Below are 24,244 nucleotides of genomic sequence, written 5' to 3' on the forward strand. Positions count from 1 at the left end.
GCATCACGCAACAATTGCACATCGGCCACCTTCCACGGCGACCGCAATCCAAGAATCTGGGCGTACAGGTCTATGTCTCTCATGGTTCAACAGGCTAAGCTACCCACTCGATCCGGGGAAGAGCCACTAAAATAATGTGACCGGGCGGGCGCGGCGCACGGCGTTGCAGTGCAGGTGCGCCCATGCGTTTGCAGACAAAATTGCTGACGGTATTTGCGGGAGTATTCCTCAGCCTGTATCTGGCGGTGGAGTACCATCAGTATCGCGAAAATCGTGCAGCTATTGTGGCGCAACTGCTGGCGGAGGCCGAGGTCATTGCCGGTACCCTGCAGGCGGTGCGGCGCGTCTATCAGCATCAATTCATCACTGCCGGCCTGCCGGTCAACGACGAGACCATCGGTTTTCTCCCGGCCCATGCGATGCCACGTATCTCCACGGAGTTTCTTCACTTCGTGCGCACCGGACTGTCGTTCAACAATGTATCGGATCAGGCGCGTAATCCGCAAAACGCAGCGGATGCCGTTGAGCTGGAGGCGATCAACTATTTTCGTGCTGACACCGAAGCAAGTTATCGCATGGTGTCCTTCAATACGCCGGACGGAAGGCACTTCTATCATTATGCCAAGCCACTGCGCATCGAACAGTACTGCCTGAAATGTCACGGCCGCGAGGTGGAGGCGCCTCCTACCATTCGCGCGCAATATGATATCGGCTTTGATTATAAGTTGGGCGATGTGCGCGGCATCCTCAGCATAAAGCTGCCAGCGGATGAACTGGAGCAGCGTGTCTTCGCGCGCCAGACCCGAGAAATGGGTACTCGCCTGGCGGCCTTCGCTGCTGCCTTCATGCTGTTGTTTCTGTTGCTACAAAAAGTGGTGGTGCGGCGCCTGGCACAGTTCAAGGCGCCCATGCAGCGGTTGCGTGACGGGGACTATGCGGCGCGTGTAACGCTTACCGGTGGCGATGAATTGGGTGAAGTGGCGGCATTATTCAACGCCATGGCCGATGCGGTTGCCGTGAGCAATGCGCAGATCGAACACGAGCGCGTGTTTTTGCAAACCGTCATTGACGGCGCCCTGGACCCCATCATGGTAATCGCGTCGGACTATCAGGTATTGATGATGAATCGTGCTGCCCGCCGCTATCTGGACCAAGGTCAGCAGCTCCCCATGCGTTGCCATCAGGTGTCGCATAAGCAGGAACAACCCTGTGGCGGCAACGGCCATCCCTGTCCGCTGGATGAGGTGCGGCGCACCCTGCAGCCTGTAACGATGGTGCATGAGCATGTGTTGGCTGATGGCACGCGCCGGCTTTTCGAACTGGAGGCCACACCGCTGCTGGACAGACAGGGGAGCTTCACCGGTATCATCGAAACATCGCGTGACATTACCGACCGGGTGCGGGCGGAAGAGGGACTGCGGAAGCTGTCACAGGCGGTAGAGCAGAGTCCGGTATCGGTGATCATCACCGATCTCAGTGGCGCCATCGAGTATGTCAACCCGAAGTTTGAGGAGGTCACTGGATATCGCCTCGACGAGGTCCGCGGCAGCAATCCGCGCTTGCTCAAGAGTGGTCATACGCCTCAGGCCGACTACCGGCAGCTCTGGAAGACGATCAAGCACGGTGATATCTGGCGTGGAGAGTTTCTCAACCGGCGCAAGAATGGTGAATTGTTCTGGGAATATGCCTCTATCTCGCCGATACGAAATGCGCGGGGTGAGATTGATCACTTTCTAGCTGTTAAGGAGGACATAACGGTACGTAAGGAATACGAGCAACGTCTACTGCACCAGGAAAGTTACGATGCTCTGACCGAGCTACCCAACCGCGTGTTGGCGGCCGACCGCGTCGCTCAGGCGGTGGTGCGCGCGCGCCGTGAGGGGCGCAGCGTCGGTGTGGTATCGCTGGATGTGGACAATTTCAAGAATATCAATGACAGCCTCGGTCATGGCAGCGGCGATGCGCTGCTGCTGCAATTGGCGCGTCGCCTGGTGGCGGCCATGCGCGAAGGAGATACCGTGGCACGTCTGGGTGGCGACGAGTTCCTGATTGTGCTTGCCGATCTGGCTACGGTGGACGACGTGGAACGCGTGTTGGATAAAGTGCGCAGCATCTTCGAACGCCCATTCAACGTGGAGGACAAGAATATATATATCACCCCCAGCATCGGCGTGACGGTCGCTCCCGAGGATAGCGAGGACGTACATATCCTGCTGCGTAATGCTGATGCGGCCATGCACCGTGCCAAGGAGCTGGGGCGTAATATGACGCAATTCTTTATGCCTGAGATGAACGAGCGGGCTGTCAAACGTCTGGAGCTGGAATCGCAGCTGCGCCATGCGCTGGAACGGGGTGAATTGTCGCTGCATTATCAGCCGCAGGTGATCAGTGCCAGTGGTCGGGTCGTCGGCGCCGAGGCTCTGCTGCGCTGGCAGAGCCCCGCATACGGCATGGTCAGCCCGGAGCGGTTTATCCCACTCGCCGAGGAGACGGGCCTGATCGTGCCCATCGGGCGTTGGGTGCTGGAGTCAGCTTGCCGCGAGGCCGTTGCCTGGCCGCAGCCGCTGCGGGTGAGCGTCAACGTTTCCTCGCGTCAATTTCGCGATGGTATGCTGGTGGAAACCGTTGCCGCGGTGCTGGAGGCGACGGGGCTTGCGGCGGGGCGGTTGGAGCTGGAGGTGACGGAAAGTCTGCTGCTGGAGGATATGGATGGCACGTCGCGTATTCTGGAACGGCTGCAACGGTTAGGAGTGCGCATTGCCCTTGATGATTTCGGTACCGGTTATTCCTCTCTCAGTTATCTCAAGCGTTTTCCCTTCGGCGTGCTGAAGATCGACCGTAGCTTCGTCAACGGCATCATCGATGACCCGGATGATGCGGCCCTGTGTGAGGCCATCATCCAGATGGCCCATGTCCTTAATCTCAAGGTCATTGCCGAAGGCGTGGAAACGGCCGAGCAGCTGGAATATCTGGCGGCACGCGGCGTGGATCTGGTGCAGGGATACTATTACAGCCGGCCGTTACCGACAGAAGAGTTTCTGACCTATCTGGCCAATGGCGCAAAGTGACCACGGGAGCCCCAAGGTCTTGCTGGCCTGCGTCATACCGAACATGCCTTGAAACTTTTTCCCGCCCGGCGTAGCCTGCAATGCAATCGATGAATCGCATTGTAGTGCCATGGGAAAATCACACGACATCCGCAAGCAGGAGATCGTCGAGGCTACCCTGGAGCTGGCGGCTGAACAGGGGCTCAAGAATCTCACCACCCAGGCTATTGCCGAACGGGTAGGGATCGCCCAGCCCACCATTTTCCGTCATTTCAGGAGCCGTGATGCCATCTTCGGTGCGGTAGTCAGCTGGGTGGCGGATCACCTGCTCCAAATCCTGCAACAATTGGAGCAACAGCACGCACCACCGGATGAGCGGTTGCGCTGCCTGTTGCAACGTCAGCTGGCCTTCGTTGGCAAACGGCGCGGGATACCGCGTGTGGTATTTTCCGATCGTCTGCACGTAGAGTCGCCGGCGCTCAAGGCGGCCGTGCGGGACATCTCTCAACACTTGTTGGCACGTATTGCCCGTCTGCTGGAGGAGGGCCGGGACTGTGGCTGTTTCCGCGCCGACCTCGATGCGGAGCAGGGCGCACGTTATATTGGCGCGCTGTTACAGGGCACCATCATGCGTTGGTCGATTCAGGACTTCTCCTATCCGCTGGAGGATGAGGCTGAGAGCCTGTGGGGATTCATCAAGCCGGCGCTGGAACGGCGCTGAACTAGGGAAGGTCTGAATAAGTCCATCCTGGATTTCTCAGCCCACGCGAATCGAAAAGTGTGATTTTCGATTCGCTTCATGTTCCAACGACTTATCGTCGTCGGAAAATGGCGGCACATCCCTGTGCCGCGGAAGCTCTGAACTTATTCAGAGCTTCCCTAGGCGCAGGCCATGCCGGTGGCTAACGTACGGGAGTAAGTATGAAGATCAGTTTTCACGGTGCAGCTGGCGAGGTGACAGGTTCCTGTTATCTGGTGGAAACCGAGCATGTCAAATTCCTGGTGGACTGCGGCATGTTTCAGGGGGCGCCGGAGACCGAGGCGCACAATCGCCGCCCCTTCCCCTTCGACCCGCGTCGTATCGACTTCGTCCTCCTCACCCATGCCCATATCGATCACAGCGGCCTGCTGCCCAAGCTGGTTTTAGCCGGCTTCAAGGGACCCATCTATACCACCAGCGCCACGGCCGATTTGCTCGCCGTGATGCTGCCGGACAGCGGCCATATCCAGGAGATGGAGGCAGAGCGGGCGCAACGGTACATCAAGCGCGGCGGCAAGCCACGCTACCAATCGGCCGCGCCGCTGTATACCGTGCGCGATGCTCAGTACAGCCTCAAGCAGATCGACCCGCAGGCCTATGACCGCGATGTCGAACCGCATGGTTCGGTGCGCTGCCGTTTCCGTGATGCCGGTCATATCCTCGGCTCCGCCATCATTGAGGTATGGGTGAAGGAGGGCTACCGTCGCACCAAGCTGGTTTTTTCCGGCGATCTGGGGCAGCCGCATCGGCCGATACTGTGTGATCCCACGCTCATCGAGCAGGCCGATATACTGCTGGTAGAGTCGACCTATGGCGATCGCCTGCATAAGGACATGGCAAGCACCCTGGATGAGTTTGTCAATGCGGTGAACGACACGCTGCTGCGCAAACAGGGGAATGTCATCATTCCGGCTTTTGCGGTCGGGAGAACCCAGGAATTGCTCTATCAGTTTCACGATCTGACCCGGCAGGGGCGTTTCAAGAATCTGAATATCTTCGTCGACTCGCCCATGGCCACCGAGGTCACGCGCATCACCATGCAGCATATGCAGCTGTTCGATGCGGAGGCCCGTGACTTGGCCGCATGGCGCGCTGCCGGCCGGGGGTTGCCGGTGCTGAAGTTCACCGGTTCGGTGGAGGAGTCGATGGCGCTCAACAATATTCATGGCGGCATCGTGATCATCTCCGCCAGCGGGATGTGCGACGGCGGCCGCATCAAGCATCACCTGCGCCATAATTTGGCGCGGCGAGAGAATAGCATTCTGATTACTGGGTTCCAGGCCGAGGGTACACTGGGACGGCGTCTGGTGGATAAGGCAGAGTCGGTGCGTATCTTCGGGCAGGACGTGCCGGTCCGTGCGGATATCTATACTTTGGGTGGTTTTTCCGCCCACGCCGATCAGGCGGCCCTGTTGCGCTGGTTGCGCGCCTTCCGCAACCCGCCGCACCAGACCTTCGTGGTGCATGGCGAGGCGGCAGCGGCGGCTAGCTTTGCCGATACCATCGGACAAACGCTGGGCTGGCAGGTGCGTGTACCTGCGCGGGGGGAGCATGTAACGGTCTAGCACCGGTTGGCCGGTGGCGACAGTGGGAGAACAAGAATGAATAAACAGGCGATTGCCGTGCGCCATGTGGGGTTCGAGGATGCAGGCAGCTTTGCTGCCGTATTGGCGCAGCACGGTTATACGCTGCGCTATCTGGAGGCCGGCTACGATGACCTGGCCCCTACCGAGGCCGAGGCGCCGGAATTACTGCTGATCCTTGGCGGCCCCATCGGCGCCTATGGGGACGATACCTATCCTTTTCTGCATGATGAACTACGCCTCATTGAGCGGCGCCTGGCGGCGCAACGGCCGGTTGTGGGGATCTGTCTCGGTGCCCAGCTGATGGCGCGGGCGCTGGGTGCGCGGGTATATCCCGGTGCCCAGGGCAAGGAGATTGGTTGGGCGCCGTTGCAACTGACGGCCGCCGGACAGGTTTCCCCGCTACGCCATCTGGCCCCGGAACTGACCCCGGTCCTGCATTGGCACGGGGACACCTTCGATATTCCTGCCGGTGCCGAACGGCTGGCCGGCACGGCACGTTATCCCAATCAGGCCTTTGCCCTTGGTAACTACGCCCTGGCCCTGCAATTCCATCCGGAGGTTACCGCTGCCGGCATGGAAAGATGGTTCATTGGCCACGCCTGCGAGATTGGCGCCAGCACGGGTATTACGGTGCCCCAACTGCGTGCCGACACATCCCGTTATGCCGACGCATTGCAGCAGCAGGGGACGGCCATGCTGGCGGAATGGTTGGAGCGGTTAGCGCGGTAGCGGCGGTCTGCGCCACCCAGAGCTCTGGAGATAGTTGTGTACCTATTCCGGATGCGCCATCTGTTGTTTACCCTGCTGGGGTTAATCACGCTCCTATCCCTGCTGGCGATGGGGTGGGGCGGCAGGTTGGCGTGGCGTGAGTTGAATGAAGCACGCCATCTGTTGCTGGTCAATGATGTTGCTGAACTTACCCTGCGGCTCAACACCAATTCCGCCATGGAGCGTGGTGTCACCACGGCGATGCTGGCGCAACCAGCCAAGATGAGCGACGCCATGCGCGTGGAAATGCTGCGGCTGCGACGGGAGAATGAGGCGCAGGTAATCGAACTGCTCGCGGTTATAGAGGCTTCGCTGGAGCATGACCCGGCCCCGCAGCAGCATCATGCGCTGGAAGTTCTCCGGCGTGAGCGGCAGAGTGTGCTGCGGGCCCGGGGTATTGCTGATGTCATGCTGCAGCGTGGTGAGCACGGTGGTGAGGCCGATTTCTTGGCCGCCATCAATGCATATATCGAAGCTGTCGCCAGGGTACGCAGCATGTCTCTGACCCGTGCCAGCCGTGACAATCTGACCTGGCGCGATCACCTCCCCTTCAAGGAGGCACTCTACATCGCTAGTGAGTATGCCGGTCGTGAGCGGGCCATGCTGGGAGTGGCCATTGCTCAGGCCAGGACACTGAGCACCAGTGAGCGAGATGCCCTGGTGGGCATGCGTCACACCACCCAGGTAGCCCTGGGGCAATTGGAGCTGACACTGAATACCTATGCCGACATACCCGATGTTGTTGCTGCTCATGACGCAATGAATGCAGAGTTTCGTCAGCGCTACCTGTTGTTGCGCGACCGCGTCACTGCCGCGGCAGAGCGCGATGCACGCTATCCGGTGGACGTTGAAACCTGGTATCGGGAGGCAACCCGAGGCATCAACTCTATCATCGACCTCGGTACAGCGGTAAATGCTATCGTGAGCCAGCGGGCGACGCTACGGGTTCGTCAAGAGCGGGATGCGGTGGCCGTGTTTGTGCTGGCCGCCGCCGTGATGTTGACCCTTTCTCTGGTGGCGGCACTGATTATCCGTTCCCGCATCATCCTGCCTCTACGGCAGCTCGAGGTGGCGGCAGCAGCGATAGGGCGTGGTGATTATGCTCAATCGCTGCAATTGCGCCGCGGTGACGAACTTGGTGAGCTTGGCACTGCGCTCGACACGATGCGCACAAATCTACTTGAGCAGTTGCGGGAGCGCGATCGCATAGAAGCGCTGCTGCGCGGCAGTGCCCAACGCTTTCGTAATTTGGTGGAAAGCACCAATGACTGGCTGTGGGAGTTGGATAGTGCGGGCCGATATTCCTATGTCAGTCCCCAGGTAAAGAATATCCTCGGCTATGAGCCGGAAGAGGTGTTGGGACGATCGCCGTTCGACTTCATGCCTGAGGACGAGGCGGCTCGGCTAGAGTCGGTGTTTGCTGGGATGGTGGCGCAGCGCGCTCCGATTCGTGGGATGGAGAATATAAATCGTCACAAGACCGGTCGCCTTGTTGTACTGGAGACCAACGGCGTACCAGTTTTGGGTGAGCATGGTGAGTTCAAGGGTTATCGTGGCATAGATCGCGATATCACCGAGCGGCGAGAGGCTGAACAGGCGCAGCACGAATCTGAACGCCGTTTCCGCGACCTGCTGGAGAATATGCAGCTAATGTCCGTCATGCTCGATGACGCTGGCAACATAATGTTTATCAATGACTTTCTCCTGCGCAGCACAGGGCGGACACGCGATGAGGTGTTGGGGCGCAGCTGGTTTGATATGTTCATTCCGGAAGATATACGCTCCGCTCTACGCGCCGCCCATCTGCGCGCCATGGCCGGTGGGATTCCGGCGTCACATCACGAGCATGAGATCATTGCTGCGAACGGTGATAGGCGCCGCATCGTATGGAATACCATCCTGATTTACGGTCCCGATGGTCGGGCGACAGGCAGTGCCAGTGTCGGTGCCGACGTTACAGAGCAACGCCGCAGTGAGGCCGAGATGCACAAGCTTCTTCGCGTTGTCGAGCAGACGGACGATGCTGTGATGATCACCGACCCGAATGGCGTGATCGAATATGTCAACACGGCATTTGAGCGGGTGACTGGGTATGGTCGCGAGGAAGTGATCGGGACGGATTCGCGACTGCTGTATTCCGAATATCAGGATGAAGAGTTCTACCGGCGCATGTGGGGTACCATCGCATCCGGTCGCCCATTTCAGGCGCTGATGACCAATCGCCGCAAGAGTGGTGAGTTGCTACATGAAGAGAAGACCATTACGCCATTGCGTGACACAGATGGGGTCATTACTCATTATGTTGCGACGTCGAAGGACGTGACGGAACGCCGGCGCATGGACGAGCAGCTGCAACAATCGGAAAAATTGGCCTCCATCGGCCAATTGGCTGCTGGGGTGGCTCATGAGATTAATAACCCGGTCGGATATATCAGCTCGAATATTGCGACTTTGGCGCGATATATCGACGATATGTTTCGCCTGCTGGACGCCTATGAGCAGGCGGAGGGAGAGCTTCCCGCCGGGCAAGTGAGAGATCAGCTGCAAGTCTTGAAGACTGAGGTCGACTTGGCATACGTGCGTAGCGATATCCGGGCATTGCTCGATGAGTCCGGCGAGGGCGTGGCGCGGGTGAAAAAGATTGTGCAGGACCTGAAGGATTTTTCCCGACAGGAGGATGCCGAGTGGCAGCTGGTCGATTTGCATAAGGGTCTGGAAAGCACTCTTAATATAGTTCACAACGAGATTAAGTATAAAGCGGAGGTCGTCAGACAATACGGCGATCTTCCGTTGTTGGAGTGCATGCCATCGCAGCTTAATCAGGTGTTTATGAACCTGTTGGTCAATGCTGCACATGCGATCGATGAGCATGGTGTTATTCACGTGCGCACCGGGGTAGAGAAGGATTGGGTGTGGGCGGAAGTTGAGGATGATGGTAAAGGAATTTCCGCCGAGCACTTGAATAGAATATTCGAACCCTTCTTTACCACCAAGCCGGTAGGCAAGGGAACAGGGTTGGGGTTGTCAATTTCCTACGGCATTGTGCAAAAGCACGGTGGACGTATCGATGTAGAAAGCCAGTTGGGCAAGGGTAGCCGTTTTCGTGTCTGGCTTCCTGTGCGTCAGCCGGTAGGAGCGAGAGCAGCTCAGGGAGAGCAAGTATGACGCAACGGGTCCTGCTGATTGTGGATGATGAAGAGAATATCCTGCGCTCGTTGGGACGGTTGTTGCGGCGGGACGGATATGCCCTGCTGACGGCCGCGAACGGACCGGAGGCGCTGGAGCTTCTCGCCCGGCACCCAGTCGGCGTGATTGTCTCGGATCAACGTATGCCAGGTATGACCGGAAGTGAGTTTCTGGAACGCGCGAAGGATATAAGACCCGATTCGGTACGTATCATGTTGTCAGGCTATACCGATCTTCAGTCCGTGACGGATGCGATTAATCGAGGCGCGATCTATCGATTTCTTACCAAGCCATGGGATGATGAGCTGTTGCGGGAAAATATCCGTCAGGCCTTCGAGCAATATGAGCTGCGCGCGGAACGTGATCGTCTGGCTACGGAGTTGCAGGCGCTGAACGCGAATTTGGCCGAGTCCAACCAGGGGCTGGAACGACGTGTTGCGTACCAGGGGCGGGAGCTTGATCAACATCAACATCTACTGGAATTGTCGCGTGAGGTGCTGGAGCATCTGCCCGTCGGGGTTTTTGGGGTTGACGGAGAGGGGCGCATTGCCATTGCCAATGCCATGGGTAGTCGGCTGGTTGACGCAGTGTCTGGTGAGGTACTGGGAAAATTGGCTGTGCAGGCATTGCCCGTGACGCTGCGTGAAATTTTGGCGGTGGTTGGTCAGGATAGGGCGGTCGAGAGGCATCACGTACGTGTCTCTGATACGAGTCTACCGCTCACGGTACATGCCAAATGTATTGGGACTCAACCTGGGTGTCGAGGTGTCGTCCTGGTACTGCTCCCAGAACAGAACGGGCAGCCATTGAGGTCGCCAGGGGATGCAAATGATTGAGGCAACGGGAGCGGATCCATCCGCAGCAGGTACGCTGCTATTGGTGGACGATGAGGTAAATATCCTGTCCTCCCTGCGCCGGCTGTTTCGGCAGCAGGGTTATACCATACATACCGCCGAGAGCGGCGCGGCAGGCCTGGCCATTCTGGAGGACGAATCCATAGACCTGGTGATCTCCGATATGCGCATGCCGCAGATGAATGGCGCAGAGTTTCTTTCCCAGGTCGCCCAGCGCTGGCCGCAAGTGATCCGCATCCTGCTTACCGGCCATGCCGATCTGGCATCCACTGTCGATGCGATCAATCGGGGCCACATCTATGGCTATTTCAGCAAACCCTGGGAAGACAACGAAATTCGTCTGGCCGTGCAGCATGCCATCGAGCAGAAGCGATTGCGTGAGGAGCGTGACGGCCTGCTTGAGTTGACGCGCCGGCAAAACGAGGAACTCAGGGACCTGAACGCCAGCCTTGAAATAAAGGTTCAGGCGCGCACCGAGGAGTTGCGTCAGACCAACCTGTTTCTTGAGCTGGCTTATCAGCAGTTGCAGGAAAGTTATTATGCAGCCATTCCCGTTTTTGCCAGCATGATTCAGCTGCGCGAGGGGCCTGGCGCCGGACACGGCATGCGTGTGGCCGAGTTGGCGCGTGGTGTCGCCAACCATATGGGGCTGGGCGAGGACGATGTGCGTCATGTCTATTTTGCCGGGCTGTTACATGATATCGGCAAACTGGCGTGGTCAGACGAACTGTTGCACACACCTTATGCTGGCTTGAGTACCGCGCAGCGGAAGGTGGTGGAAAAGCATCCCATTACCGGTCAGGCCATTCTGATGGGATTGGAGCCTCTGCATAAGACAGCCAACTTCATCCGCCACCACCACGAGCATTACGACGGCAAAGGCTTTCCTGATCGTCTGTTCGGTGAACGGATCCCGATGGGCGCCCGCATACTTGCCGTGGTCAATGACTATGACGGCCTGCGTAGCGGCATCTTGCTTGGGGAGGATTTGTCTTCCCCTGATGCCCGTGCCTTCATTCAGAAGCGGAGCGGAACACGCTACGACAGTGATGTGGTCAATGCCTTTGTTGCCGTGCTCGACGCCAAGGAAAAGGGCGAAGGCCTGGTGCGTGAATTGCGCCTGGAGCCACGCCAGCTGGTCCCAGATATGGTGCTGTCACGGGATCTGGTCAGTGCCGATGGGGTGCTGTTGCTGACCAAAGGGTATCGTCTGAACGACGTTTTGGTGCGCAAGCTCAACGCATTTGTGGAAGAAGACAAAAGTATGCTGATGGTGCATATCGTAGATGGGGCGGATGTGAGAGTGGGCCCCGCCGATTGAACTACTATAAGGGTGCTTGTGTTCCGCAGGCAGCTCCATTAGCCTGCGTCGGTTGGGCGACGGGCCCGGGAGGAGAAGGAAAACATGTCGAGTGTGGAAGCTTTGAACAAGCAGTTTGGCATTGATGGCAAGGTGCGGTTCGTTGAACGCGCCAACGGGTTTGTGATGATTGAAGTGCGTACCGCGCAGGGGCAGGCGGACATCGCCCTGCAGGGCGCGCATGTCACTACCTGGCAGCCGGCTGGGCAGTCGGCCGTGGTGTGGGTGAGTGAACAGGCCAAGTATGCCGCAGGGAAATCCATTCGCGGCGGTGTTCCGGTGTGCTGGCCCTGGTTTGGCCCCCATGCCAGCAACCCCAAGCTGCCGGGCCATGGGTATGCCCGTACCGTTGACTGGCGCGTCGTGCAGGTGACCCCGCTGGCTGAAGGCCGCGTTCAGCTCGCCTTCGAATTGGTGGACACGCCGGCCACCCGCGCCCAGGAGCCGCACCCGCTGCGCGTGCGCAACATCGTCACTCTCGGTGCCACCCTGCAGGTGGAACTGCTGACCACCAATTTGGGCACTACGCCCTACGTGCTGGGTGATGCGCTGCATACCTATTTTCATGTGGGCGACGTACGCCGCGCCACGGTGCACGGCCTGGAGGGCTGTGCCTACATCGACAAGGTGGATGGCGGTGCGCGCAAGCAGCAGGGTGGCCCGGTGACCATCGCCGGTGAGGTGGATCGCATCTATCTCGGCACCGGCAACTGCTGCGAGATCCGCGATCCGGTACTGAATCGTCGCATCATCATCCGCAGCCGCAACAGCGCCTCCACCATCGTGTGGAATCCGGGCGTGGAGAAGGCGGAGAAGATGGGTGATTTCGGTACCGATGGCTATCTGCGCATGCTGTGCGTGGAGACGGCCAACGCGGCGGAGGATGTGGTGACGCTGGCGCCGGGGGCGCAGCATTCACTGGTGGCCGAATATTCCTGCGCCGGCATCTAGCGGCCGCCTTGGAGGTGTTGTACCTGTTGGCTGTTACCACGGCGGCTCTGGCAGTATGGAAAATCGGACGGTCTGCGGCGCGTCGGCGCCGCAGCGCCTTCATCGACGGCTATGCCTTCCATCCGGCGGTGCTGAACAAGTTTCGCGAGGTGCGGCCCGGATTTTCGGCGGCACAGGAAGAACGGGTGCTGGAGGCACTGCGAGACTACCTCCATCTGTGCAACGCGGCCGGGCGGCGCATGGTGGCGATGCCGTCGCAGGTGGTGGACGATGCCTGGCATACCTTCATCCTGTTTACCCGCGCCTATGAACAGTTCTGTCGCCAGGCCTTTGGCCGTTTTCTGCATCACACCCCGGCGGAGGCGATGAGCTCGCCCACCCTGGCGCAGGCGGGGATCAGGCGTGCCTGACGTCTGGCCTGCGACCGTGATCGCATCGATCCGCAGACCCCGGCACGGTTGCCGCTGCTATTTTCCATCGACAGCGACCTCAACATACCCAACAGCTTTCGTTACACGCTTATCTGCGCGATGAATGCGGGGACGCAGAATGCCGGCAGCTATTGCACCTCGCACGTCGGTTGCGGCGGCGGGGGCGGCAGTGATGCCAGTGGATGCGGCGGTGACAGCGGTGGCGGAGGGTGTGGTGGGGACCGACGCGGCGGCACTCAGCGCTGTCAGCGCGTGCGGAAAAATCCGGTCAGGCTCATGCGTTCCCGCGTCGCCGGCAACACTTCGTGCCAGCGGCCCTCGGTGATGAAGACGGCAAGGGTGCCGGCGCGGGGCAGCACATCGACAAACGGGCCGTTGCCGGCCTCGTCCAGATACAGGCGCAGTTGGCCGCCTTCCTCTTCCTTCCAGTCCTCGTTCAGGTAGAACACGGCGGTGAAGCTGCGCTCCTCACTGCCGCGGAAGCGGTCCAGGTGCTTCTGGTAGAACTTGCCCGGCGGGTAGACGGCGAAGAAGGCCTCGAACTCGAACAGGCCCAGGTACAGCGTGCGGTTGATGGCCTGGCGCAGGCCTTCCATCACGGCGAAATAGCGTTGCTGTTGCGGCGTGTCGGGTAGGGTGGGATCGAGCCACCGCACATGGTCGCTGCGCACCTCGGGACGGACCTTGAGCTCTGCGCCGCGGCCGACGCCGGCAGGATGGAATTCACCGCCGCGCCAGTGGTGTTCGCACTCGGCGCGCAGTAGCGCAGTGTCTTCCGGGCTGAGGAAATCCTGCTGCACCGCCCAGCCCTGGCGCACCACATCGTCGAGCAGGCACGCGTAGTGCGCGTCATACGCCGTATCGGCTGGCAGGGCGTCGCCGGACATGATCAGGCGGCGGCCGTTTCGCGGCCGTAACGCTGCGGCAGCAGTGAACCGAGCAGCATGCCGGCAAGGGAGAACAGCAGCCCCACCAGCTGTGGCGGCCACATGCTGTCGCCTTCGGGCAGGAAGATCTCCATCAGCAGCCAGGAACCGATGCCGAGCACGATGGCGTAGAGGGCGCCCTGGGTGGTGGCGCGCTTCCAGTAGATACCTGCCACCAGCGGGATGAAGGCCGACACCAGGGTGACCTTGTAGGCGTTCTCCACCATGTGGTGAATGGTGGCGGCCGTGCTGAGGGCGTAGACGGTGACCAGCACGGCGAAGCACACCACCACGATGCGCGTCATGCGGAGGAAGTGGCGGTCGTCCATGGACGGCAGCAGGTTCTTCATCACGTTCTCGGCGATGGTGGCCGAGGGCGCCAGCAGGGTACCGGAGGCGGTACTCATGATCACCGACAGCAGGGCGCCGTAGAAGATTACCTGGGCGTACAGCGGCAGGTGTTGGTAGATCAGGCTGGGCAGGATTTGTTCCGGGTCTTCCTCGATCAGGCTCTCCACCATCTGCGGGTCGATGAGGGTGGCGGAGTAGGCCAGGAACAGCGGTACGGCGGCGAACAGCAGGTAGGCCACGCCGCCGAAGATGGTGCCGTTGGCGGCGGCGTTTTCGGTGCGTGCCGAGTTGACGCGCTGGAACACGTCCTGCTGCGGAATGGAGCCGAAGCCCATGGTGATCCAGGCGGCGACGAAGGCGAGCAGTTCCGGTGCGCTGAAGCTGGGCCAGAAATCAAATTTGTCGTTGGCGGCGGCGTGCTCCACCACGGTGACCACGCCGCCGGCCTGATCGGCCACCATCCAGGTGATGACGAGCAGGCCCACTACGATGATCACCATCTGCACTGCGGTGGTGATGGCCACCGACCACATGCCGCCGAACAGGGTGTAGGCCAGCACCACCGAGGCGCCGATGATCATGCCGGCCTCGCGCGACACATAGCCTTCGGTGAGCACGTTGAATACCACGCCGAGGGCGGTGATCTGTGCCGCCACCCAGCCCAGGTAAGACAGCGCGATGCAGATGGAGGTGACCATTTCCACCGGCCGGTTGTAGCGGCGGCGGTAGAAGTCGCCAATGGTGAGCAGACCCATGCGGTACAGCGGACGGGCGAAAAACAGACCGAACAGGATCAGGCACAGGGCGGCGCCGAATGGGTCGGAAACCAGACCGCCGAGGCCGTCAGTGAGGAAGGTGGCCGAGATGCCGAGTACGGTTTCGGCGCCGAACCAGGTGGCGAACACCATGGCGAATACGATGAAGATGGGCAGATGACGGCCGGCGACGAAGTAGTCGCGCGAGTTGTGCACCTTCATCGCGGCCAGCAGGCCGATACCGATGGAAATCACCAGATAGGCAATCACGAACCAGAGCAGCATGGGCACCTCGTGTCCAGGTTGTTGTTATGTCCATGGATGGACGGTATTGGGCGAGTAGCGGGACGCCGGCAGCCAATATGGCTGGGTCCGAAAGTGCGAAAAATAGCGCGCGCGGGCACTGTCAGGCAACAGGAAAAAACGGCGCAACACGCACCATTTCAGGGCGTTACCAGCCGCCGCCGCCACCCCCGCCGCCGCCGCCGCCGGATGAGCCGCCGCCGCCACCACCGGAGCTGGAACCGGGGGCGGTGGAAGAGGATGAAATGGCGCTGCTCATGGCGCTGCCGAGGCTGCCGGCAAAGCTGCCCAGGTTGCTGAACTGGTTGCCGCGGTACCAGCGCGGGCTGTAGTCCTGCCGCTCGGCGCTGAGGCGGGCGAACACGGCGGCAAAGCGCTCGGCCCAGCGCTGCTCCACATCCAGCGCCATGGCATAGGGCAACAGGCGCTCGAACAGCTGCGGCGTCTTCTCCGGCGGGTGTTTGAGCTGCAGTTCGTCCTTCTCCGCCACATCAAGGTACAGACGCAGACCCTCGACTCTGTCCAGCAGTTTGCGGCCAGCCAGGGTGGGCGCCTTGAGCAGGTGGTAGAAGATGAGATTGAGGGCAATGATGCCCAGCAGTACGGCCACCATGTTCAGGGAGGTGAAGTGGAGCAGCGCCCAGATACCGAACAGTTCGCCGGCGACAAAGGGGAAGGAGAAGGCGGTAAGGCCCAGGGCGGCGAGAAAGCTGCCGCCGGCAAATGCATTGCGCCAGGCGCGCCAGACGCCCAGCAGCAACGCCACCACGCCGATGCTCCAACCGCTCAGCCACACCAGCATGAACACGCCGGCAAAGGCCTCTTCACCCGCCGGCAGCTGCATGGCCGCCAGCACCAGTGTGGCGACGGACAGCAGGATGCCGGGGATCAGCCAGGCGCTGTTGGTGACGAAATACATGCGCTCGTAGTTGCGCTTCAGCGCCTCCTTGTGCGCATCGATGACGCTCTTGATGCGTTGATGGTTGTCCTGTTTGAAGGTGAGGCTGTCGGAGGAGGCGAACATGTGCTTGAGGATCGCCTGCTCCCCCGGTGCCAGATTTGTGGCTGGGGCGCTTTCGCGGTGGGCGCTGTAATGGCCGTTCGCATAATCGATGCGCAGCAATCCTTTTACGGCGAGGCCGACCAAAGCGGCGGCGAAGGCCTTGTGATCGTAGCCCATGCGGCGGATGAAGCGCAGTGAGGCGGGGGAGAACTGCGCCGGCGGTTCGTATTGCGGAATGATCACGCCGGCGGTCGGGTCGCGGCCGATGTTGTGCCATACCAACAGGTAGTACAGGGTGAGCAACAGCAAGCCGCCGCCGGCCACCAGCAGTTCACGGTTGTCGTTGAGCAGATAGCCGATCTGCTCCTGTTGCGTTGGTTCCTGCACATGGCCCTTGGGCCAGCCCACCACGATGGTCAGCCCTTCCTGCGGGGCGAGCGTCCGGGTGGTTTCGAACCAGGCCTGGGCCTCGGTGGTTTGCGCGACGCGGTAGTCGCGCCCTGTACTGCCGGCCGGTCCGGTGTAGGCCTCGGCATCGAGCGCCGCGCTGCCCAGGCTGGGCGGCAGATGCACTGTGGCCGTGGCATGGTCGATGGGGAAGGCCCAGCCGTTACCGGTGACGTTCCAGTACAGTTCGTCGTGTTCGGCGAAGAAGCCGAGCTGGCGGTCGGTGCGATAGCTCAGGCTGTAGGTGTATTCGCCGGGGCGCAGCAGGCGATCGGCGTGACCGACATAGACGCGCACGCCGTTGCCGTGGCGCTCCGTATGGTAGTCCTCGCGGCGGCCGTCGCGCAGCACCTCGACGACGTCGAAGGCGACGCGATAGCGGTTGCCCCGGCTGTCGCGGTAATCAGTGGGGAAGTCGCGGTAGATGCCGCGTTTGATTTGATTGCCCTCGGCACGCACGCGGAGGGTCTCGGTCACGCGCATGCTGCCGTCGCTGTAAACGGCGATATCGCTGTGGTAGTCGAGGATGCGCTCGTCGGCGTGAGCACCGGCGGCAACGAGCAGCAACAGCAAGACCCAGTGACGCATCAGCGCAGCTCCGGGGTGTGGCGCTCCGCCTCCGCGTCGAGCGCGAAATAGTCGTGATGGGTGAAGCCGAACAGGCGCGCCAATAGCAAATCGGGGAAGGAGTCGATACGGGTGTTGAGATTGCGCACCGCGCCGTTGTAGTAGCGGCGGGCGTATTGCAGGTGCTCCTCCACTGCGGTGATGTCACGCTGCAGGGCGAGGAAACTCTGGTTGGCCTTCAGTTCGGGATAGGCCTCCGCCAGCAGCAGCAGCTTGTGCATTCCCGCAGTGAGCGCTGTTTCCAGCCGTCCCTTCTCGGCGATGGCCGCCGTTTGTTCGCTGCGGCTGCGCAGCTCGGTGACGGCATTGAGGGTGGCCTGCTCATAGGCGGCATATTGCTTGACCGCCTCGACCAGCTTGGGCAGCAGGTCGTGACGGCGCTTGAGCTGGACGGCGATGTCGGACCAGGCGGCGAGCACGCGGTTGCGGTCGCGCACCAGGGCGTTGTAGATGAACACGCCCCAGACGAACAGGGCGGCGAGCAGGAGACCAGCGAGTTCCATATCGGCGGGCTTTTGGTGTTGTGATGCCGCCGATAATGCCCAAGCTGCCTTATTGGTGCAGCTTGTCGGCGGCGTCGAGGGTGTTCTGCAGCAGCAGGGCGCGGGTCATGGGACCGACGCCGCCCGGCACCGGGGTGATCCAGCCGGCTACCTGGCTGACGCCCGCGTAATCCACATCGCCCACCAGCTTGCCGTCGGCGGTGCGGTTGATGCCGACGTCGATGACGATGGCGCCGGGTTTGATCCAGTCGGCCTTGACCAGGCCGGGCTTGCCCACCGCCACCACCACGATGTCCGCCTGGCGTGCCAGGGCTGCGCTGTCGCGGGTGAAGCGGTGGCAGGTGCTGACGGTGCAGCCGGCCAGCAGCAGTTCCAGGCCCATGGGGCGACCGACGATGTTGGAGGCGCCGACCACCACCGCGTGCATGCCCTTGAGGGATACGCCCAGGCTCTCCAGCAGCACCATCACACCGCGCGGCGTGCACGGGCGCAGTACCGGCATGCGCAGGGCCAGGCGGCCGATATTGTAGGGATGGAAACCGTCCACGTCCTTGTCCGGGTGGATGCGCTCGATGACCTCTTCGGCGTCGATGTGCGCCGGCAGCGGTAGTTGCACCAGAATGCCGTCGACGCTGGCGTCGTCGTTCAGCTCGTCGATGAGGGCGAGCAGTTTTTCCTGGCTGGTATCGGCGGGGAGGTCGTAGGCGCGGGAGTCGAAGCCGACCTCCTGGCAGTCCTTGCGCTTGTGCGCCACGTAGACTTCAGAGGCCGGGTCGTTGCCCACTAGGATCACGGCCAGGCCGGGGGCGCGCAGGCCACGGGCGACGCGCTCGTCGACGCGTTGATTGACCTGTTGGCGGAGTCGGGATGCGATGGCCTTGCCGTCGATGATCTGCGCGCTCATAACCTTGCCGTGGCTGGGGAGGAAAGCGGCATATGTTCGCACGCCGGGTGCGCTTTCGCCAAGGTTGGTGGGGGAATGACTTGGGGTTTTCCGCTATACTGCCCGCGCTGTACGGGCGGTTCGTCAGGGGACCGGCCGTTGACTCGCCGGCGGGCGGCGCGTATTATCGCGCGCTTCGTGCGTATCGGTCAGTACACCGGCCGCCGGCTCCTGAATTCGGGGTATAGCGCAGTCCGGTAGCGCGCCTGCTTTGGGAGCAGGATGTCGGGGGTTCAAATCCCTCTACCCCGACCAACTCGATTAAGGGACCGTTTTTCGATAGGATACGCGGACTCGGCCATCCGGCGCCCGTAGCTCATCCGGATAGAGCATCGGCCTTCTAAGCCGAGGGTAGCAGGTTCGAGTCCTGCCGGGCGCGCCAATCCCGGCGGCCTTCAGTGGCCACAGTTTCAATGGTGGACGTAGCTCAGTTGGTAGAGTCCCGGATTGTGATTCCGGCCGTCGTGGGTTCGAGTCCCATCGTCCACCCCATCTAAACAGAAAAGCCCGCGTCAGCGGGCTTTTTCGTTTCCGGCGTGCGCACCATCAAGCGAACAGATTCACCCCGCCGACCGCGATGAGCAGCAGGGCGCTGAGGCGTTGCACGCCGTGGCGCCAGTGGCGCAACTGTTCGCGCAGGCGGGCGCCGATATAGGCCACGCCGACGCCGAAGATCAGGGCGGGCAGGGCGATGGCGCCGAGGCCGAAGGACAGGCCAAGGGCCAGTCCGTGGACGGCGCTGGCGCTGAGGGCGGCGGAGAACAGCACCGTGCCGAGGGGGGCGCAGGGGGTGAGCGCCATGCTGACCCCGAGCAGAAACAGGCCGCCGGGCATCAGGGCGCGCGGTGCCGCGGGATCGCGCCGTTGCAGCGGCTGCTCCCCGGCCGCCGCTGCGCTGCATGCGGCAGGCGGTGCGCGGCGCAGCAGCAGGGCCAGGCCGACCATGACGGCGGCGCAGCCCAGTACCCAGCGCACGTTGCCGAGCCCGGCGTCGTCACCGAGATATTGCCCGACGTACCCCGCCACCAGGCCGAGTCCGGCGTAGCTGCTGAGGCGGCCGAGGGAGAAGGGCAACACCGTGCGCCAGGACTGGCGGATACCGCCGTCGCTGGCGAGGAACACCGGGCCGAGGTAGGGCAGGCAACTGATGGTGCAGGCGCTGAAGCCGAATACCAGGCCGAGGGCCAGGGCCAGCGGCAGGGTGACGATGCTCTGTTCGATGGGTTCCATCACGCCTCGGCCAGATACTGACTGCGCGCCAGCATGGCGGCGCCGAAGGCGGTAGTGGTCTGTGGCTCCGCGGGAATGACCAGTTCACGACCCAGTTCGTCCTGCAACGCCGCCACCAGGCCCTTGTTGAGGGCGGGGCCGCCGTCGAAGTAGACGCGGTCCTCGATGCCGACGCGCTTGGCCAGGCGCACGGTGCGGCGGGCGATGGAGTAGTGGATGCCGGCAACGATCTCCTCCTTGCCGTGGCCCTTGGCCAGCAGGCCGATGATCTCCGATTCGGCGAACACCGCACAGGTGCTGTTGATGGTGAGCGGCGTGCCGTGGCCGCCGAAGTGGTAGTCGCCCAGCTCCTCCAGATCGATCTCCAGGTTGCGTGCCGCCACGTCGAGAAAACGCCCGGTGCCGGCGGCGCACTTGTCATTCATGGCGAAGTTGCTGACATTGCCATGGATGTCGATCTGGATCGCCTTGGAGTCCTGGCCACCGATGTTGATGATGGTGCGCACGCCGCCGTAGGCCTTGCCCGCCTCGAAGGCGCCGACGGCGTTGGCGGTGATCTCGCTGATGGAATCGTCCGCCTCCTTGAACAGCTTGCGGCCGTAACCGGTGGCGGTGATGAACTTCACTGCCTCGCGGCCGATGCCGTGCCGGGCCAGCAGTGCCTCGAAGGTCTCCATGGCGTTTTTGTGAAAGGAACTTCCGGTGGGGGCGATGTGCGTACCGATCAGCGCGCCCTCCGCATCGACCACCGCGGCCTTGATGGCGGTGGAGCCGATGTCGATCCCGGCGAAATAACTCATTGCTTGCTCCTCTTGCGGGTCTTGATGGACTCCAGAAAGGCCTCGATGCGGGTGGACAACTGGCCCATGTCGTCGGGGCTGTAGTCGGTCTCCACATACAGCATGGGAATGCCTTGCGCAGCGAGCACATCGGCGATGCTGCGGTATTCCATTTCGTACACCTGGCAGCCGGCAAAGGCCTGGTACACCACGCCGTCCACGTCGAAGTCCGTCGCCAATTGCAGCAGGCGGCGCTGGCGATCATCGTTACGGGTGAAGATGGGGCAGGTGCAGGGCTTGAGATAGCGATCGGCCAGGCCGTCCACCATGTCGTTGAGCAGCCACTCGTCTACCGCCGTCATATCGTACAGCATGCGGTTGGCGGAGCAGGTTTCATCCGCCACTACCACGCCGCCTGCCTCTTCGATGAGCAGGGGCAGCTTTAGATTGGGAAAGATGGGTGGCGAGCCGGTGAACAGGATGCGCGGCGCGCGCTTCTGTGCCGCCTGGAAACCGGCCTCCTTACGTTGCAGCAGTTCGGTATTGAGCTTTTCCACCGCCGCGGTCCAGCGGTCGAGGTCATCAAAAAAATAGGCATTGGTGACCAGGAAGGCGTCCTTGCCGAGGAACAGCGCCGGTGCGGACTTGCGCAACTGGTGCAGGGTGCGGAAGGCGGTCTGGGCGCGGGCGGTGCGGGCCATGGCCTGACGGAGATTGTTGCGCGTCAGTTTGCGTCCGGTCAGCTCGCGCAGGCGCACGGCGAGGCGGCGTACCGAGCGCTGCCAGTAGAGCCGGGCCTCTTCGCTTTCCTTGGCCGGCGGCAGTTCCAGATCATGCACCTTGTAGCCCATGGCCTCGATCATCGCGCTGGCCTTGGTCTTCTGATCGCAGGTGGTGGGGTTGACGATCAACTCCAACGCCTGGGTGTTGGGCACAGCAGCCTTGGCGTGCAGCGACCCCAGAGTGGCCTTGACCAGCGGGCAGGATTTGGCCGGCATGAAGTCGGCGCCGATCTGGTCGTAATGATAGGAGCCGTTGCACAGCCGCACCGGTGTGGCGCCGAAGGCATAGATCAGTTCCTCCGGGGCGTGAATACAGGTGGTGCCCACCAGCGTACCCTCATGCTTTACCGGCTCGCCGTGGCAATAGACGTTGCGGAACAGATCATAGAAATAGCGCATTGCCTGCGGGTTGTCGGGAAAGTCGTCCTGGATGCGGTCGAGCAGGGTCTCCGCCTCCCGGGCCTGGCGCGAGCGGTTGTAGGCGGGGGCCTCACTTTGCGTCGTGTTCATGCTTTTGTCCCTTGGTCATGCGCTTGATGAAGCCGTGTTCGGTGGATTCAAAAATGGGTATGCCGGCGAAGGTGGCCTTGAGGGCGCCCTGCTCGGGGCAGTGGGCCACGCACTTGAGGCACATGATGCAATCGTCCTGCATGATGCGCGGGTCCTTCACCTCGTCGGCGATCTCACGGATTTCCATATCGCACACCCGGTAGCAGTCGCCGCAGCGGGTGCACTTGGCACCATCCTTCTTCAGCTTGAGCAGGGCCGGCTTGGACAACAGGTAGTGCAGGGCGCTCATGGGGCAGAAGAAGCAGAAAAAGCGTTTCTTGAAAAAGGCGCCTGCCAGGAACAGGCCGGTGACCAGCATGCCGAGGGCGGTCATCACCATGGCAGTCTTGGTGGAGAAGTCCACGGTGAACTGGGAGAAATCGCCGGTGAACATGGGGATGATCATGCGGCCGGGGCAGATGTCACAGAACGGGGTGCCCATGTCGTGAGGCAGCAGGGCGCCGCCGATGCCGAGAGGGATCAGGATCATCAGGGCCAGCAGCAGGTACTTGATCAGGCTGAGGCGGCGGAACTGGCCTTCCGTATAACGCGAATAGCGGATACCCAGGCGCGTACGCAGGCTGGTAATCCAGTCCTGGAGGGTGCCCAGCGGGCAGACATAGCCGCACCAGCCCTTGTTGAGCACGAAGAACCACAGGGCGAAGAACAGAAAGCCCTGCAATACCATCAGGCCGGCCCAACTGAACAGCATGCCCCAGGACATGGCAAGCTGATGCTGCAAGGGCAGCAGGTAGCAGATACCGCCGCGCCCCTCCTGATTGAAGCCGCAGGCGAAGGTGGGCAGGTACTGGCCGAGGTTGACCGCCAGATAACCGCCATACACCAACAAGGCAAAGAAAAACAGCTGCAACCAGAAGCGAAAGCGCCGCAGGTCGACGCCGTTGACGGCGTCTCTAATTCTTTTCATCGAAACGGACCTCGTGGAAGCGGCGCTGACGGCGGCGGCGATAGAGATATACAGCGACGCCGGTGAAGGTAAGGGCGAAGGTAGCCAGCAGCAGGCCGTAGGCGTAGGAGCGGTAATCGCGTGCGGAGGGGTAGTAGCTGCCGTTGTACGTTGCTGTATACCGGGTCGGTGTCCCTTCCTCCACAGCGCTGTAGCTGGCGCTGATCATATAGTCCTGGCGGTGGCGGCGATCGAATTCCGCCCACTCCGGGTAATAGTCGCGGACCAGCATGAATCGGGCCCGGCCCGTATCGTCGGTGCGCACCGTCTTGTGCCAGCCCTGTGCAGTGTGAAAAGTGACCTCGGCGCCGGCTAGCGGTTGCCCCAAGCGACGTATCTGGAAGGTGGCGGTATCGCCGTAGCCCAACAGAGAGTGGAAGTTCTCCGATGGCTGGCGCTCACGCACGATCTCCAGTGGCAGGCTATCAAGCGTGCGCGGCGCCATCAGCGGTTTGACGTGGTCGTGGCCTTCGCGGCAACTGTGTTTGAGCACCTCGGATTTTGCAATGCCGACATGGCGCACGCCGTTGGAGATGGATTCGCTGATCAGGTACAGGTTGTAGAAGCCCTCGTCGGGCATGGCGAAGTTGACGCCGTAGGAACCATGCACATTGCCTGCGGCGTACTCCTTTACCTCTCCCTTGACGTCCATCAGTAATACTGTCCCCGCCACTGCCCGATCCAGGTAGGCGGAGTCTGCCGGCCCCTCACCGGAGCGTAACCACAGGTTCTTGTGGTAAACGCCGCGCCGGATCTCCACCGGGCCGCCGTGGGAGTGGCGCGAAGTGCCATGTTCGGCGTGAGGCATGGTCTCCGACCACCAGAGCGGGTCCGCAATGGATGTTCCAGGGACGGTGCAGGCAAGCGAGAGGGGAAGTAGTAGGGCTCTTATTGTTTTCATGCACAGATTCCAGGCAGTCCGGCTCAGGTTTGGGACGGTGTGGCGGCGGGTAAGTTATGCCGCCTATAGCGCTGACATGGTACTCACCCCTGTTATTGACAGCACGTTGCATGCCAACGGCATAAACCATTGATGTGGCGAGCCATGGGCGCAGGTGTGGGGTTCGTGGGGTGCGGCAAATGACGCAACAGCGGGCGATATGGCTCAGCTTGCTCCGATGTTGGCACCTCGCATG

18 protein-coding genes, 3 tRNA genes and 1 pseudogene are annotated in these 24,244 nt (G+C 61.5%); 12 read left to right on the forward strand and 10 right to left on the reverse strand.

Translation table 11 applies throughout. The features are described from left to right. Positions 1–182: 182 nt before the first annotated feature. From ACMV8A_RS10750 to ACMV8A_RS10790, 9 genes and pseudogenes are all read left to right on the forward strand, one after another. Entirely contained in the window at positions 183–3,068 is a 2,886-nt protein-coding gene (locus ACMV8A_RS10750; protein ID WP_495325784.1) for an EAL domain-containing protein, read from the forward strand. Positions 3,069–3,177: 109 nt separating this feature from the next. After that, the gene (locus ACMV8A_RS10755) at positions 3,178–3,768 is read left to right on the forward strand and encodes a TetR/AcrR family transcriptional regulator (RefSeq protein ID WP_495325785.1); all 591 of its coding nucleotides are present in this window, start codon (positions 3,178–3,180) and stop codon (positions 3,766–3,768) included. Between the two features lie 200 nt (positions 3,769–3,968). After that, entirely contained in the window at positions 3,969–5,372 is a 1,404-nt protein-coding gene (locus ACMV8A_RS10760; protein ID WP_495325786.1) for an MBL fold metallo-hydrolase RNA specificity domain-containing protein, read from the forward strand. Positions 5,373–5,408: 36 nt separating this feature from the next. Then, complete coding sequence (locus tag ACMV8A_RS10765) at positions 5,409–6,122, forward strand: glutamine amidotransferase (protein ID WP_495325787.1); 714 nt, start codon at positions 5,409–5,411, stop codon at positions 6,120–6,122. Positions 6,123–6,185: 63 nt separating this feature from the next. Further along, positions 6,186–9,326: a PAS domain S-box protein gene (locus ACMV8A_RS10770; protein ID WP_495325788.1), complete on the forward strand. Its 3,141-nt coding sequence runs from the start codon at positions 6,186–6,188 to the stop codon at positions 9,324–9,326. Continuing rightward, complete coding sequence (locus tag ACMV8A_RS10775) at positions 9,323–10,183, forward strand: response regulator (RefSeq protein ID WP_495325789.1); 861 nt, start codon at positions 9,323–9,325, stop codon at positions 10,181–10,183. Before ACMV8A_RS10770 ends, ACMV8A_RS10775 begins: the two co-directional genes overlap by 4 nt. Beyond that, a complete protein-coding gene (gene nosR, locus ACMV8A_RS10780) occupies positions 10,176–11,522 on the forward strand; it encodes a response regulator c-di-GMP phosphodiesterase, NosR family (RefSeq protein ID WP_495325790.1) in 1,347 nt (448 codons plus the stop codon). The genes ACMV8A_RS10775 and nosR overlap by 8 nt, the downstream gene beginning before the upstream one ends. Positions 11,523–11,606: 84 nt before the next feature. After that, positions 11,607–12,512: a D-hexose-6-phosphate mutarotase gene (locus ACMV8A_RS10785; RefSeq protein WP_495325791.1), complete on the forward strand. Its 906-nt coding sequence runs from the start codon at positions 11,607–11,609 to the stop codon at positions 12,510–12,512. A 17-nt stretch (positions 12,513–12,529) separates the two neighbouring features. Beyond that, positions 12,530–13,177 (forward strand): annotated as a pseudogene (locus ACMV8A_RS10790) (glycine-rich domain-containing protein); the annotation flags it as partial. An 11-nt stretch (positions 13,178–13,188) separates the two neighbouring features. Here ACMV8A_RS10790 and ACMV8A_RS10795 read toward each other — a convergent pair. From ACMV8A_RS10795 to folD, 5 genes are all read right to left on the reverse strand, one after another. Further along, on the reverse strand, positions 13,189–13,830 hold the full coding sequence (locus ACMV8A_RS10795) for a 2OG-Fe(II) oxygenase (protein WP_495325792.1): 642 nt from the start codon (positions 13,828–13,830) through the stop codon (positions 13,189–13,191). 2 nt (positions 13,831–13,832) lie between these two features. Further along, entirely contained in the window at positions 13,833–15,260 is a 1,428-nt protein-coding gene (locus tag ACMV8A_RS10800) for a high affinity choline transporter 1 (protein ID WP_495325793.1), read from the reverse strand. Positions 15,261–15,426: 166 nt separating this feature from the next. Further along, the gene (locus ACMV8A_RS10805; protein WP_495325795.1) at positions 15,427–17,316 is read right to left on the reverse strand and encodes a DUF2207 domain-containing protein; all 1,890 of its coding nucleotides are present in this window, start codon (positions 17,314–17,316) and stop codon (positions 15,427–15,429) included. Continuing rightward, entirely contained in the window at positions 17,316–17,858 is a 543-nt protein-coding gene (locus tag ACMV8A_RS10810) for a LemA family protein (protein ID WP_495325796.1), read from the reverse strand. The genes ACMV8A_RS10805 and ACMV8A_RS10810 overlap by 1 nt, the downstream gene beginning before the upstream one ends. A gap of 49 nt (positions 17,859–17,907) precedes the next feature. Next, a complete protein-coding gene (folD, locus tag ACMV8A_RS10815) occupies positions 17,908–18,762 on the reverse strand; it encodes a bifunctional methylenetetrahydrofolate dehydrogenase/methenyltetrahydrofolate cyclohydrolase FolD (protein WP_495325798.1) in 855 nt (284 codons plus the stop codon). Between the two features lie 217 nt (positions 18,763–18,979). Between folD and ACMV8A_RS10820 the strand changes: the two genes are divergently transcribed. The 3 genes from ACMV8A_RS10820 (at position 18,980) to ACMV8A_RS10830 (ending at position 19,293) form a co-directional block, all read left to right on the forward strand. Continuing rightward, positions 18,980–19,056: transfer RNA gene (locus ACMV8A_RS10820), tRNA-Pro, on the forward strand. 50 nt (positions 19,057–19,106) lie between these two features. Continuing rightward, a tRNA-Arg gene (locus ACMV8A_RS10825) sits at positions 19,107–19,183 on the forward strand. Between the two features lie 34 nt (positions 19,184–19,217). Next, positions 19,218–19,293, forward strand: a tRNA-His gene (locus ACMV8A_RS10830). A 54-nt stretch (positions 19,294–19,347) separates the two neighbouring features. Here the strand turns inward: ACMV8A_RS10830 and ACMV8A_RS10835 are convergent. Genes ACMV8A_RS10835 through ACMV8A_RS10855 form a run of 5 tightly spaced genes read right to left on the reverse strand, consistent with a single transcriptional unit; the run spans position 19,348 to position 23,916 of the window. Beyond that, entirely contained in the window at positions 19,348–20,031 is a 684-nt protein-coding gene (locus ACMV8A_RS10835) for a sulfite exporter TauE/SafE family protein (RefSeq protein WP_495325799.1), read from the reverse strand. Next, positions 20,031–20,831, reverse strand: coding sequence for an acyl-CoA dehydratase activase (locus ACMV8A_RS10840; RefSeq protein WP_495325801.1), 801 nt, complete (start codon positions 20,829–20,831; stop codon positions 20,031–20,033). Before ACMV8A_RS10840 ends, ACMV8A_RS10835 begins: the two co-directional genes overlap by 1 nt. After that, positions 20,828–22,102: a double-cubane-cluster-containing anaerobic reductase gene (locus ACMV8A_RS10845; protein ID WP_495325802.1), complete on the reverse strand. Its 1,275-nt coding sequence runs from the start codon at positions 22,100–22,102 to the stop codon at positions 20,828–20,830. The genes ACMV8A_RS10840 and ACMV8A_RS10845 overlap by 4 nt, the downstream gene beginning before the upstream one ends. Next, on the reverse strand, positions 22,083–23,069 hold the full coding sequence (locus ACMV8A_RS10850) for a 4Fe-4S binding protein (protein ID WP_495325803.1): 987 nt from the start codon (positions 23,067–23,069) through the stop codon (positions 22,083–22,085). Before ACMV8A_RS10850 ends, ACMV8A_RS10845 begins: the two co-directional genes overlap by 20 nt. Further along, positions 23,056–23,916 carry a hypothetical protein gene (locus ACMV8A_RS10855; RefSeq protein ID WP_495325804.1) on the reverse strand — a complete coding sequence of 287 codons (861 nt, stop codon included), beginning with the start codon at positions 23,914–23,916 and terminating at the stop codon, positions 23,056–23,058. The genes ACMV8A_RS10850 and ACMV8A_RS10855 overlap by 14 nt, the downstream gene beginning before the upstream one ends. Positions 23,917–24,244: the final 328 nt, after the last annotated feature.

It is taken from the genome of Sulfurivermis sp. (assembly GCF_059410345.1).

Bases quoted from the DNA above. Each gene is read 5' to 3' on its own strand.
- ACMV8A_RS10765 (WP_495325787.1), top strand. From the start codon at position 5,409: ATGAATAAACAGGCGATTGCCGTGCGCCATGTGGGGTTCGAGGATGCA.
- ACMV8A_RS10755 (WP_495325785.1), top strand. From the start codon at position 3,178: ATGGGAAAATCACACGACATCCGCAAGCAGGAGATCGTCGAGGCTACC.
- ACMV8A_RS10750 (WP_495325784.1), top strand. From the start codon at position 183: ATGCGTTTGCAGACAAAATTGCTGACGGTATTTGCGGGAGTATTCCTC.
- ACMV8A_RS10760 (WP_495325786.1), top strand. From the start codon at position 3,969: ATGAAGATCAGTTTTCACGGTGCAGCTGGCGAGGTGACAGGTTCCTGT.
- ACMV8A_RS10835 (WP_495325799.1), bottom strand. From the start codon at position 20,031: ATGGAACCCATCGAACAGAGCATCGTCACCCTGCCGCTGGCCCTGGCC.
- ACMV8A_RS10840 (WP_495325801.1), bottom strand. From the start codon at position 20,831: ATGAGTTATTTCGCCGGGATCGACATCGGCTCCACCGCCATCAAGGCC.
- ACMV8A_RS10795 (WP_495325792.1), bottom strand. From the start codon at position 13,830: ATGTCCGGCGACGCCCTGCCAGCCGATACGGCGTATGACGCGCACTAC.
- nosR (WP_495325790.1), top strand. From the start codon at position 10,176: ATGATTGAGGCAACGGGAGCGGATCCATCCGCAGCAGGTACGCTGCTA.
- ACMV8A_RS10800 (WP_495325793.1), bottom strand. From the start codon at position 15,260: ATGCTGCTCTGGTTCGTGATTGCCTATCTGGTGATTTCCATCGGTATC.
- ACMV8A_RS10855 (WP_495325804.1), bottom strand. From the start codon at position 23,916: ATGCCTCACGCCGAACATGGCACTTCGCGCCACTCCCACGGCGGCCCG.
- ACMV8A_RS10850 (WP_495325803.1), bottom strand. From the start codon at position 23,069: ATGAAAAGAATTAGAGACGCCGTCAACGGCGTCGACCTGCGGCGCTTT.
- ACMV8A_RS10810 (WP_495325796.1), bottom strand. From the start codon at position 17,858: ATGGAACTCGCTGGTCTCCTGCTCGCCGCCCTGTTCGTCTGGGGCGTG.
- folD (WP_495325798.1), bottom strand. From the start codon at position 18,762: ATGAGCGCGCAGATCATCGACGGCAAGGCCATCGCATCCCGACTCCGC.
- ACMV8A_RS10785 (WP_495325791.1), top strand. From the start codon at position 11,607: ATGTCGAGTGTGGAAGCTTTGAACAAGCAGTTTGGCATTGATGGCAAG.
- ACMV8A_RS10805 (WP_495325795.1), bottom strand. From the start codon at position 17,316: ATGCGTCACTGGGTCTTGCTGTTGCTGCTCGTTGCCGCCGGTGCTCAC.
- ACMV8A_RS10845 (WP_495325802.1), bottom strand. From the start codon at position 22,102: ATGAACACGACGCAAAGTGAGGCCCCCGCCTACAACCGCTCGCGCCAG.
- ACMV8A_RS10775 (WP_495325789.1), top strand. From the start codon at position 9,323: ATGACGCAACGGGTCCTGCTGATTGTGGATGATGAAGAGAATATCCTG.